Consider the following 11390-nt stretch of genomic DNA (forward strand, 5'->3'; position numbering starts at 1 on the left):
CCACAGAGTTATCCACAGGGACATTTGCATGTGGAGAAGGTGGTATCTAGCGTGGGTGCAGCCCCTCGGGCCCTGGGTTCACGAGCCGCGCGCGTCGATGTCGGACGTCGGTGAAACCATCGCTCCCGAGGCCGTTCCACCTCTCGCCGCAGGTTCTCACGCGCGCGCGAGGCGCACGGTGCGGCCACCGCCCGAGAACCGAATGGAGAGCCTGTTGTCGATCGCTGACATCGCCGAAGAGCGTCTCGGAAAAGCCCCGCGTCCCGAGCGGACGCCCCCGCACGACATGCTCGCCGAGCAGAGTGCGCTGGGCGGCATGCTGCTGTCGAAGGACGCCGTCGCCGACGTCATCGAGACGCTGCGCGGCCCCGACTTCTACGTGCCCAAGCACGAGCTGATCTTCGAGGCGATCCTCACGCTCTACTCGCACGGTGAGCCGACCGACGTCGTCGCCGTCACCGACGAGCTCATCAAGACGGGTGAGCTGCAGCGCGCCGGCGGTGCCGACTATCTGCACACGCTCACCTCGATCGTCCCGACCGCGGCCAACGCCGGCTACTACGCGTCGATCGTGTCGGAGCGCGCCATGCTGCGCCGCCTGGTCGAGGCCGGCACCCGCATCGTGCAGATGGGCTACGCCGGCGAGGGCGACCCGGTCGAGCTGGTCAACAGCGCGCAAGCCGAGATCTACAACGTGTCGGGCGACGACAGCGCCGAGGACTACATCCCCCTGACGATGGCGGTGGATGCCGCGGTAGAAGAGATCGAGGCCGCTCGCGGTCGTGATGGGTCGATGACCGGCATCCCCACCGGCTTCGCCGGACTCGACCAGCTGACCAACGGTCTGCACCCGGGCCAGATGATCGTGCTCGCCGCGCGTCCCGCCATGGGTAAGTCGACGCTCGCGCTCGACTTCGCCCGCGCCGCCGCGATCAAGTCGAACGCCCCGTGCATCTTCTTCTCGCTCGAGATGGGGCGCAGCGAGATCGCGATGCGCCTCTTGAGCGCCGAGGGCCAGATCCCCCTGCAGAGCATGCGCAAGGGAACGCTGGACTCGCGCGACTGGACCACCGTCGCCGCGACTCGCGGTCGCATCAACGACGCGCCCCTCTACATCGACGACAGCCCCAACATGACGCTGGTCGAGATCCGCGCGAAGTGCCGTCGCCTCAAGCAGCGCGAGGGTCTGAAGATGGTCGTCATCGACTACCTGCAGCTGCTCACCAGCGGTAAGCGCGTCGAGTCGCGCCAGCAGGAGGTCAGTGAGTTCTCGCGTGCGCTCAAGCTGATGGCGAAGGAGCTGCAGGTTCCCGTCATCGCCCTGTCGCAGCTGAACCGTGGTGCCGAGCAGCGCGCCGACAAGAAGCCGGCCCTGTCCGACCTGCGTGAGTCGGGCTCGATCGAGCAGGACGCCGACATGGTGGTGCTGCTGCACCGCGAGGCCGCGTATGAGAAGGATTCACCCCGTGCGGGGGAGGCGGACCTGATCGTGGCGAAGCACCGTAACGGCCCGACGGACACGATCACCGTGGCGTTCCAGGGGCACTATTCGCGGTTCGCGGATATGGCGCCGGGGATGTAGTTCAAGCTGTAGGTTCTCGGCGAAGATGGCGGATTCTCAGATGAAGTGGCGGACAAATGGCGGATCCGCCATGTTCCTGAGAACGCTGCATGTAGTCGGACGTGAGGGCGCCGAGTATGCGGGACGAGAGACGGCGACTCTTCCGCAAGATGTCCGAGGTCGGCCGTACGCTGAATCAGCGCCCGCACCCGGGCCGCTGGGGAGAGGTGCTCCATGACGGTTCTCGAGTCTTTCGCTACCCTGCAGTCGGTTGTCGACGCGGATGTGAAGGTCGTGCAGATTGCCCGTGACCGTCGCGACACCTTCACGTCCGCGTTGCTGACCGCGCCGGATGTGAAGGTGGTGTGGGGGTCGGGTTCGCTCGCCCGCAGCACCCAGCTGCAGCCGGTGCATGATGTGGATCTCGTGGTCGAGTTCGATCAGGACGAGCACCCGGACTGGGGCGAGGACGGGGGCTCTGCCGAAGAGGCGATCGAGCGTTGCCATGATCTGGTGAACGATCTCCTCTCCGTGTCCCACGGATCGCGCGCGCAGCTGGTGCGCCTGATCCGCACCGCCGACCGCAATCGCGCCGCGAAGTGTTTCGTCGATCCGCCGGAGCAGGACAACGCGTTCACTGTCGATGTGATGCCAGCGTTGCGACGTCCGGACGGGATCCTGATCCCGTTCAAGAAGGAGGAGCGCTGGTCGCTCGCAGACCCTGAGTACCTCATCAACGAGGTCGCACGGCGGCAGCAGGACTGGTCGTTGTTTCGCCCGCTGGTCCGGGTCCTCAAGTACTGGTCGCGTCAGCATGAAGATGTGACCGGCACGGTCAAGTCGCTCGTGATGGAGGTTCTCGCGTTGGACTGCCTGTCGGTGAGCAACAACCGACCCGAGGCGTTGAAGAACTTCTTCGTCAACGCCTCGACGCACTCCTTGCGCGTTGAAGATCCCGCGGAGCTCTCCGGGTTGATCCAGCCGAGTCTGGACGTGGCCGGTCTGCGCAGGTCCCTAGAGGATGCAGCAGCTGACGCCGTCGCGGCGCTTCGGGCCGTCGCCTCCAATGATCAGCCGGCCGCGACACGTCACTGGCAGTCCGTCTTCGGGACTGCGTTCCCGCTCGTACTGCCTCCCGGTGGAGCGGGAGAGACTGGGCCGCGTCCGGTTCGCGATTCCCCGCAGGGCTGACCTTGATCCTCCGCAGCTGGTGGGAGGATGACCCGGGTCGTCTCGCGCAGGAGATCGACGACATCGGTTCGGTGGCCCCCGCCCTCGAGTGGACGCCCGAAGGTGCCGGTCACTTCAGCGGCGCACTCCCGGTATGGCCATTCACACGACCCGAACCAGCCGGGCTGTCAAACCTCGTCGACCAGCCGCTGCGCGCGCGGGTCGCGTACGGGCACGGCTTCCCCGCGGTCCCACCAATCCTCTACCCTTTGGAACCGCAGCCCGACGTCACCCTGCGAAGCTTCACCCAGTACCACGTGCTCCCCAATGGCGGCCTCTGCCTGCTCCGTGATGCCGACCAGTGGGACCTCTTCTCGCGGACCAGCGATCTGATCCTGAAAGCGTCGGGATGGATGATCGAGTTCGCCCTGTTTCAGCGCGGCAAGATCCCGAACATGACAGTCAACGGCATCGTCACCGACGAGCAACTCGATCACTTGATCACCGCGACCGCGGAAGAGACAGCGTGACCGAGCACAGCGCATGAGTGGCGAGAACTGGCTGGTGCTGTTGCCCACCGAAGCGATGGAGGTCATCGACAAGTCGTACGCGTGGGGCAATCTCACCTGCCGTCTGTCCGCACCGGACAAGGCCGCCATAGTCGTCGCCCTCTCGAACGAAGACTCGGACCTCGTCCATCTCACGGAGGATCCCGACCACTTCCTCACGGTCGCCGACTTCAATCGCGTCGGCCACTGGTACCGAGTGCCGGCGGACGCCGCGTTTTGCGCGTACCTTCTCACCCACCAACACGCGACAATGCCCTTCGACGCCTTCCAGACCCTCGTCCCGCAGGCGATCGCACCGCTTCCCGGCCAATGGCACATCGCCGTGACCTTCTGTCCCGACCCTCCGGAGATCCGCGATGGGGAACGGCTTCCGGCCTGGTCGGCGTGGACGATCTCGAACGACACCGTCCGCCCCATTTCTTTGGACATCCAGGACGGAACCCAGCATGTGACCGCCCTTGGAAGCCTCTGGCCAACCAGCCTCCTCTCGACCTCGCGGGCGCTCCTGCTAGGCGCCGGCAGCATCGGAGGAGCCGCAGCCGAAGCACTCGCAAGCTACGGAGTTGGCCACATCGACCTGGTCGATCCTGACAAGATCCTCTTCCACAACGTTCCCCGGCACGTCCTCGCTGCCGCGAGCGTTGGAATGTCCAAAGTGGATGGATTAAAGGCATCCCTGAACAGGCAGTGGCCGGAAAGCAACATCAGCCCATGGCCCATCGACCTCACCGCCAACGCCAACATCACCCGACCCCTGATTGACGCCGCCGACATCATCATCTGCACCGTCGACGGAGTCGAACCCCGACGCGTCGCAAACTACCTTGCACGCCGTGCGGGCAAACCGATTGTGTTCGCCTGCGTCCTCGCCGACGGCAGATACGGAGAGATTCTGCGCATCCGTGCACTGCCCGAGGTCGGATGCCTCGACTGTCAGCGTCGATACATGCGCGACAACGGAATGATCGATCCCGAACCGAGCCTGGACCGAGGCTACGGGGACGGCACCCGACACAACCCGATGACCGCAATAGGTGGAGACCTTCACCTCGTTGGGAGCATCGCAGCGAAAGTCGCCGTCGCGACTCTCTTGCAAAACGCCGGTGAAGTCGATCAGACCCTCACCGATGACAACCTCGTCATCGCCCTCCGCCCATCACCCGGCTACGCCGCCCCCTTCGATGCGCGACGAGCACTCCACCCGCACTGGTCCTCCGCGACGCCCCCTTACCCGGACTGCCCCGCATGCCATCGCCACCCGTGAGCTGGACCGTCGGTATCACCCAGGGTGCGCTCACATCGATCAGAACGATCATCGCGAGAAGCGACCCCACGCTCGAAACCGGCGGTGCACTCTTCGGACACGAAAACGCCCTCGTCATTACATCCGCCTCCGCACCCGGTCCGAACGCCGTCCACCAACCCGGCTACTTCCTCCGTGACCTCGAATACACCCAACTCGCCGCGGACCGCGCCCACAAGGTCGACCGCTCACAATGGATCGGAGAATGGCACACCCATCCCAACGGTCCGCCAGAACCCAGCCCGCTGGATCTCAACACCTACATCTCCCACCTCGTCGACTTGGAACTTCGCTTCCATCGATTCATCGCGCTTATTGGGTCACCGAATCCCCGCCCGCACCTGAGCGTATGGGTGCTCGCGCAATCGCCAGACGGCATCGAACTCCACCGTGCCGCGCTCGCACTCACAGCAACCGATCAGGGCTCGCGGAACCAGATGCCACCCGGCGAAGCCACTGAAGTCCAACATCGAAGTTGAGGTTTCACCAGTACCGGCCGCTGCCCACATCATTGCTGACCGCTATGCGCGACGGGTAGAACTACGTCGTGGACCTACACAAAGCGCGTGGCGTCCGAACACGAACATTCGACACCATCCCCGCGGGCGATCTCCCAGCCGCGTCCATTGAAAGCGAGACCACCCATGTCCGAACCGTTCGACCTTGCCAAGGCATATACGGCGAAGCAGGACCACATGCTCACAGGGCTGGGGCTCATGCCGCAGTTCACAGATCATCCCGGCACCAAGGGTGACGCCACCGAGGAGCAATGGGTCAGCGTGCTCCGGGAGTTTCTTCCCCAGCGATACGGGGTCGGGCCAATCTTCGCAATCGACTCCCTCGGGCAACAGAGCGGACAGATCGACATTGCGATCTTCGATCGACAGTACTCGCCCCTTTTTTTCGAACAGGGCGACGTCCGCTTCGTGCCGGTCGAGAGCTTGTACGCCGTTTGTGAGGTGAAGCCCAGAATGAACAAGGAGAACCTCGACTACGCCCGGGACAAGGTCGCCAGCGTTCGCCGACTTCACCGCACCTCAGCGGAGATCCGGCATGCAGGCGGTACGTATCCAGCTCAGGATCCGGAAGCCAAGCCGATCCTGGGTGTCTTTCTCAGCACGGATCTTGATTGGGGAGATATCCGCGGTGCTGCAGCTGTGGGCTCGATCACCGAGCCTCAGCCCACGGGGCTCGATCTCGGCATTGCTGTCCGAGGAGGCGCCTTCGATCAGACTGACGGGGTCGCGTACTCCCCAGGAGGACAGGAACTGATCTGGTTCGCGACGCGTCTGTATCGCGCACTTTCCCGGCTGGGAACAGCTCTAGCAATCGATCTGGATGCCTATTACGTTCCGCTGCAGTCCCCAGGCAGTTAGGAAGCCGTGCGCTCGGCCGATGCGGCTTCCCGGTCGGCGGCGTAGCGTCGCGCGGCTTCCCACCAGTAGTTGTCACGGATCCGGTAGAGCAGGGTCCGCTCTCCGGGCACGCGTCCGACGAACTCAAGGAAGTGTGCGTCGCGGAGCTTGTGGATCAGTGGGTGGACGATGCTCCCCAACAGTCCAGTCGCTTCGACGATCTGCTTGGGAGAGAAGGTGTCGCCTTCGAGGGCGGCGATCTCTATGACGACAGCGTTCATGTAGCTGTTGCCGAAGAACAGCCGCGACTCCGCTGGTGCGATCGGCTCCACTATCGTCATGCCCCGAGTTTCGCATACGTCACCGACGTCCGGCACGTGCGCGAGGTGATTCCGAGGCGACTTCCTTCCCGGTGTTGTCTATCTGACGTACACAACTTGATTCTGGTCGTTTCGAGAGTACAGTGAATGTGACATTCACTAGAACGTACGTCACGTAGTACGTAATTGACCGATTCGCAAGAGCAACTCGGTATGACGTGTGTTACGTATTCGTGGTGGTTTCGTGCATGGATGCACGCGTGTGTGGGCGCCCATGATGGCGACATGTTCACAAACCGCCGGACCGCAGGGGCTGGTTCGTTTCCGTTGTCGTACCAGGGAGCGTCGGGGCTGTGACCGGGCTGGCGTCGACGGTTCAGATTCGCAGGTCAGACGATCACGTCGATGTCATCGCCTTGAATGATGTTCGTCTTCGTCAGTTCGATACCGCGGTGCCGTGGCGGGAGTTTCGTTGGTACCGCAAGCAGCGACACTTCTCCGGCTCGTACTGGTCGGCGACGATGGAGGCCCCGGTGGGGTACGAGTCGCGGTTGGAGTATGTGAACCTGCTGCTGGCCGACTTCGACCCGCGGGTGGTGTGGATCCTCTCGCAGCCGTTTCTGCTCGACGGCGATGATCGCGGCACGCGCCGCAAGCACGTCCCGGATTACCTGTTCGTCCACGCCGATGAGTCGGGGTGCGTGGTTGATGTGAAGCCGGCTGAGAAGTTGTCACGCCCGAAAGTGCGCGATTCTCTGGGATGGTCGCGGCGCGTGATCGAGGGGCACGGCTGGGAGTACCGGGTGCAATCCGAGCCCGATCCTGTCGTGCTGGCGAACGTGCGGTTCCTCGCCGGGTATAGGCGGCGCTTCCAGTTCCTCGAGTCCGAAGTCGATGGCGCAGCAGAGTTGCTATCCACTCCGGTCACATTCGGCGAAGCGGTGCGAGCTGTCACGGCGATCACTGCCGATCCGCGATTGGCTCGGTCCGTTGTGTTGCACCTGATGTGGACGCGGCGCCTGCACACGGACCTCACCCGCGTGCTCGACATCACCAGCCTCCTGGAGACATGAGTGTCGAGCGCGACGATCCACACACCCGCAGATCAACGAGAAGGGAAACGCGTCCGATGAAGAACACCTGGAAGGTCAGCCCGGGGGCCCAGATTGCCTACGACGGAAAGATGTGCACGGTCGCGGAGATCGGTGATGGCGCCGTCATCGTCCGCACCGCGGATGGGCGCACTCGCCGTCTCCGCATGATCGATGTGCTGCAACCGGAGTCGGAAGGCGGCAGAGTGCACGTGCCAGGCAGGGTGGGCGACGACGAGCAGACGCAACCTTTGATGCTTGTCTGGTCGGACGCAACCCAGTCCGCTCAGGCGGGTGCTCACCATCGGGCGGATCACGTCCGTGAGGTGCTCACGGGATACCGGTCGGGCAGTCGTGAGGTCGCCCGAGAGGGCGAGCCACGACTGGAGTACCACCCGCAACGGCCGCTCCGAGAGCGACAGAAGGCCAAGGCCAAAGAGCTCGACATAGGCCTACGGACCCTGGAGCGATGGGTCTCCCGGTATCGAGACACCGGGGAAGCGGGTCTCATCGATACCCGGATGTCACGGACGGGTGCGGCACTGACAAACTTCGACCCGCGGTGGGTTGACGCCGCGCGAACGATACTCGATGAGCAGGACGATCAGTCCAAGGTGCAGAAGAAGATCATCCTCGCCCGGATCCGCGCACGCATCGAGAGACTTCACGGCCCCGACGTCGTCACATTCCCGTCCACCGCCAGCGCATACCGGGGCTTGGACGAGCTCACCCGCGGACGAGGCACTTTCCTGGGTTCCACGAAGGCAAAGAGATCGATCGCGAACCGGCCCGCCGCTCCCTACGGACGGTTGACCGCGTCACGTCCCGGTGAGTTCGTACTTCTTGACACCACCCCACTGAATGTGTTCGCCGTCGCTCCGGTGACGGGCAAGTGGGTCTGCGCGGACTTCACGGTCGCGATCGATCTCTACTCACGGTGCATTCTCGGGCTGCGCTTGACGCCAGGATCGACCAAGTCCATCGACGTGTCCGGTGTTCTCGTCGAAGCGATGCTGCCGTTCGACCTACCGGGCAGTTGGGATACCGCCGCTCGTGTCCCGTATCACGGCGTGCCTGACACGGTGCTCGTCGACCCCACCCGAACCGATGTCGCCCGTTTCACACGCGCCGGCATCTTGCCCGAGACGATCGTCGTGGACCACGGTCGCCCTTTCCTCTCCGAGCATGTCACCACCGCGTGCGCCCGACTGGGCATATCAATCCAGCCAGCCCGTATCTACCAGCCCACCGACAAGAGCCCGGTGGAGCGCTTCTTTCGCACTCTCGACTCTCTCCTGCAGGAGCTCCCCGGCTACAAGGGTGCGGACGTGTCGGGTCGTGGGGACGATGTTGAGGGTGAGGCGGTGTATACGGTTCCGCAGTTGGAGCAGATCATCCGCGAGTGGATCGCGACGGTCTATCACCTCCGCCCGCATGAGTCGCTCGCCGATCCCAGCCTCCCGGGTGTGAAGTTGAGTCCGGCGCAGAAGTATGACCAGGGGCTCGCTGTCGCGGGTTCGCTGCGGATGCCGACGGACCGGAATGTGCTGTTGGAGCTGCTGCCGGTGGTGAAGCGTCAGTTCAACCACTATGGGGTGGAGATTCACAATCTTCGCTACACGGGGGATTCGGTGGCGAAGTACCGCAACCGGGCCCGGTCGATCCACCGGGACACGGGCACGGAGTGGCCGTTCGTGGTGAACCCGGACGACCTGACGAAGATCTACTTCCACGACCCGGAGGATCACACCTGGCACACCCTGGAGTGGGAGCACAAGGACGCGTTCGACACCCCGTTCAGTTTGGACGCGTTGGAGTATGCGAAGAAGATTGCGATCCGGCAGGGCCGCCCCTCGCAGGTCGATGATGTTGCCGCGCAGTTGCTCGAGGACTGGGGCGCGGGCCGAGGGTTGACACCGTCGGAGCGGCGGATGAGCGCCCGGATGGCGGCCCGCCTGGATGAGAAGAACCCCGATCCGGAAGGGGTGTGGTCGTTGCGGACGGTGCAACGGATGCTGGACGCAGAACTCACGGCCGGGTCGGACCTGGCGACGGAGCTGACCGGCGGGGTGAGGGATCCGAGGACACGGGTCGATGTGCCGGAGACCGGAGATGATGACGACGAGGACGACATCGACGAGCCCACCATCCGTGGCGACTACCGCTTCGAGCCGATGGAGATGCTCCGATGACAACCACCCAGCCCCAGCCGCAGGCGGGAGCACGGCAGCGGAGCCTGTCCACCTACGAGGGGTGGAACGACTTCGCAGAACGCCCAGCCCGGACCCGTCCGGACACCCTCACGCTGAAGCGGCTGGCGGCGCTATCCACGCAGGAGCGTGTCGGGTATGACTTGGCGCGGCGTCAGTGGCACGCGAACATCCTGCTGCGCACCCGACAGGTGCAGGAGATCGAGTTGCAACTCGGCGACATCCTGGACTCGAACCTGCAAGACGCCGACCGGGTGAAGTCAGCGGCGGCGATCGACGCGCCGCCGGCGCTCGGGAAGTCCACGGTGGTGAACAACTTCGGTCGAGTGTTCCACCAGCAGCGGATCGCGGAGGCCGGGGAGTGGCTGGATCAGGACCGGGACGTGCGGCACCTGCCGGTGTGTCATGTGACGTTGACGGGCCGGCCGACGATCAAGGGTCTGCACATGATGATCCTCGGGTTCTACGCCCACCCCGCCACCGCCGGGATCCTGCACCGCTCGATGGCGGGTAGAGATCTTGCCCGGGCAGCCGCGGAGTGCATCGAACGCCACGACACGCGCCTGGTGATCGTTGATGATCTCCACTTCCTGCGGATGAATACCCGTGACGGGGTAGAGGTCGCGAACCAGTTGAAGTGGCTCTCGAATGAATACAACGCCACGTTCCTGTTCGCCGGTGTCGCCCTCCGCAAGCGGGGACTCGTCGGGGAGGGCCAGACCGGCGAAGGCGCAGCAATGGCGCAGACCTTCCGACGGTGGACAGTCCTCAGCCTGGAACCTTTCACCCTCGCCCACAAACGCGGCCGCGATGAATGGGACCGGCTGCTGTTCGGCATCGACCAGGCCCTCGTGCTGACCGACGGGAGAGACGGGATGCTCGTCGACCTCTCGCGGTACCTATTCGCCCGCACGACCGGGAACATCGGGTCGCTGATGGACCTGATCCGCCGCGGCGCATCGCGCGCAATCCGCACCGGCAGGGAACGCATCGATCGGGAGCTGCTCGATGATATTCGCATCGACGAGGGCGCCGAGACGGAACGTCGTGAGCTGGAGGCGAAGCTGGAACGGCAGCTTCGAAGCCAGAGAGCGGGCCGCCGCCGAAAGACCCAGGGTGGCGAGGTGGCAGCCGCATGACCGGCAAGGCCGCGACGCGTTCCGACGAGGTGCGGGTGCTGCCGTTTCGGGTGCGGCCACTGCCGGATGAGCCGTTCGATTCCTGGCTGGAGAAGATGGCGGCCACCTATGGGGCGACGATGAACGAGATGGCATGCGCGCTCGGTCTCATCGAGCAGGAGAAGGGTTTGGCTGTATCGGCGACCGCGTGGATGGCGGACAAGTGGGCCACAACCCTCACCGAGGAGCAGGCTGCCCGGCTTGAGGCTTCCACGGGCATCCCTGCCGATCAGTTTCACGAGATGACGAGGATGCGCTTCGCCCGTCACGCGATCCGCTATACCCGGCAGGGTCGGATCAGCGCGCAATGCCCGGCTGCAGGGACCGCGGGACGATACTGCCCGGAATGCCTGGTCGATTCGGGTGGACGGTGGCGGATGTCGTGGCAGTTGGGCCTTGACCCTCGATCGTGGACACGGTGTCGGTTCGGTTATGCCGCTTCCGCGAGGGTAGCGGACGCGGTCGCCGCGTAGGCGGCTTCGTAGGTGTTCGGGGTGATGTTGCCGATCGCGGAGTGGCGCCTGCGGGTGTTGTAGCGGTGGGCCCACCGGAACACGGCCCGGTAGGCGGTCGCCTGGTCCGGGAACGCTGCCCGGCCCTCGAGAAGCTCGCGTTTGAGCGCGGCATTGAAGC

Annotated in this window: 12 protein-coding genes; 10 read left to right on the top strand and 2 right to left on the bottom strand. The window is 64.4% G+C overall.

The window, feature by feature from the left end:
* The first annotated feature begins 202 nt into the window (after positions 1–202).
* The 6 genes from dnaB to DC432_RS12535 all read left to right on the top strand — a co-directional run bounded on the left by dnaB (position 203) and on the right by DC432_RS12535 (position 5979).
* A complete protein-coding gene (gene dnaB, locus DC432_RS12510) occupies positions 203–1582 on the top strand; it encodes a replicative DNA helicase (RefSeq protein WP_375136074.1) in 1380 nt (459 codons plus the stop codon).
* Between the two features lie 213 nt (positions 1583–1795).
* On the top strand, positions 1796–2752 hold the full coding sequence (locus DC432_RS12515) for a hypothetical protein (RefSeq protein WP_005054599.1): 957 nt from the start codon (positions 1796–1798) through the stop codon (positions 2750–2752).
* Positions 2753–2754: 2 nt separating this feature from the next.
* The gene (locus DC432_RS12520; RefSeq protein ID WP_005054597.1) at positions 2755–3261 is read left to right on the top strand and encodes a hypothetical protein; all 507 of its coding nucleotides are present in this window, start codon (positions 2755–2757) and stop codon (positions 3259–3261) included.
* A 13-nt stretch (positions 3262–3274) separates the two neighbouring features.
* Entirely contained in the window at positions 3275–4564 is a 1290-nt protein-coding gene (locus DC432_RS12525; RefSeq protein WP_005054595.1) for a ThiF family adenylyltransferase, read from the top strand.
* Positions 4561–5082, top strand: a complete 522-nt coding sequence (locus DC432_RS12530; RefSeq protein WP_052323164.1) for a Mov34/MPN/PAD-1 family protein — start codon at positions 4561–4563, stop codon at positions 5080–5082. The genes DC432_RS12525 and DC432_RS12530 overlap by 4 nt, the downstream gene beginning before the upstream one ends.
* A 165-nt stretch (positions 5083–5247) precedes the next feature.
* Entirely contained in the window at positions 5248–5979 is a 732-nt protein-coding gene (locus DC432_RS12535) for a DUF6602 domain-containing protein (RefSeq protein ID WP_005054591.1), read from the top strand.
* On the opposite strand, the gene DC432_RS12540 is transcribed toward DC432_RS12535, so the two are convergent.
* The gene (locus DC432_RS12540; RefSeq protein ID WP_005054589.1) at positions 5976–6299 is read right to left on the bottom strand and encodes a hypothetical protein; all 324 of its coding nucleotides are present in this window, start codon (positions 6297–6299) and stop codon (positions 5976–5978) included. The two genes, DC432_RS12535 and DC432_RS12540, sit on opposite strands and share 4 nt — an antisense overlap.
* Before the next feature lie 332 nt (positions 6300–6631).
* Here DC432_RS12540 and DC432_RS12545 point away from each other — a divergent pair, with 332 nt between their 5' ends.
* The 4 genes from DC432_RS12545 to DC432_RS12560 are packed head-to-tail and all read left to right on the top strand — an operon-like array spanning position 6632 to position 11230.
* Positions 6632–7351 (top strand): TnsA-like heteromeric transposase endonuclease subunit, encoded by a 720-nt coding sequence (locus DC432_RS12545; protein ID WP_005055286.1) that lies wholly within the window; start codon positions 6632–6634, stop codon positions 7349–7351.
* Between the two features lie 56 nt (positions 7352–7407).
* A complete protein-coding gene (locus DC432_RS12550) occupies positions 7408–9561 on the top strand; it encodes a DDE-type integrase/transposase/recombinase (protein ID WP_165801264.1) in 2154 nt (717 codons plus the stop codon).
* On the top strand, positions 9558–10718 hold the full coding sequence (locus DC432_RS12555) for a TniB family NTP-binding protein (protein ID WP_005055282.1): 1161 nt from the start codon (positions 9558–9560) through the stop codon (positions 10716–10718). Before DC432_RS12550 ends, DC432_RS12555 begins: the two co-directional genes overlap by 4 nt.
* On the top strand, positions 10715–11230 hold the full coding sequence (locus DC432_RS12560; RefSeq protein WP_116538167.1) for a TniQ family protein: 516 nt from the start codon (positions 10715–10717) through the stop codon (positions 11228–11230). The genes DC432_RS12555 and DC432_RS12560 overlap by 4 nt, the downstream gene beginning before the upstream one ends.
* On the opposite strand, the gene DC432_RS16915 is transcribed toward DC432_RS12560, so the two are convergent.
* On the bottom strand, positions 11188–11390 hold a 203-nt coding region (locus DC432_RS16915; RefSeq protein ID WP_165801265.1), incomplete at its 5' end, for an integrase core domain-containing protein. The genes DC432_RS12560 and DC432_RS16915 overlap by 43 nt on opposite strands.

Origin of the sequence: Microbacterium testaceum, assembly GCF_003075375.1 — a bacterium.
GTDB classification, from domain to species: Bacteria; Actinomycetota; Actinomycetes; order Actinomycetales; family Microbacteriaceae; genus Microbacterium; species Microbacterium testaceum_E.